This is a genomic window from Aliivibrio sp. S4MY1 (assembly GCF_028765545.1).
Classification (GTDB): Bacteria; Pseudomonadota; Gammaproteobacteria; order Enterobacterales; family Vibrionaceae; genus Aliivibrio.
Genome location: NZ_JARACP010000076.1, coordinates 1 through 356, shown reverse-complemented (window position 1 = coordinate 356; position 356 = coordinate 1). Strand labels below are relative to the sequence as shown.

General features: G+C 50.3%; 1 pseudogene. It reads right to left on the bottom strand.

What is annotated here, in order from left to right:
• A pseudogene (locus PVK71_RS20405) lies at window positions 1-356 on the bottom strand (DNA circularization N-terminal domain-containing protein); the annotation flags it as partial.

Here is a 356-nt window from a genome sequence, read left to right as displayed (position 1 = left end):
GCTGAATAAGGCCAGACTTTCCTGCGTAGATACGCTGGTTGCTTCATTGATACGTGCGTCTATTTCTGTCGTGATACGACGTAGATCATTCAGGATAAACACCGATGGCGTTGCCGATAGCATGACATCAAACGTATCGCGTGGCGTCAGTGCTTCGATGTCGTTATTCATCAATACGGCAGCGATGACGAGTTGTCGATTAAAATGTGCGGTGGGTGCGAGAGGATCGATCAGGTCAAGCATAGAGGCTTGTGCGATACGTACGGGATCAACCGCCTGACTTACAGAGCGCGCTTCTGAGCGCACCGCTTTTGCTACACTTCTCACGGTCTTACTGAGTTGCTCTGCAAACTGTC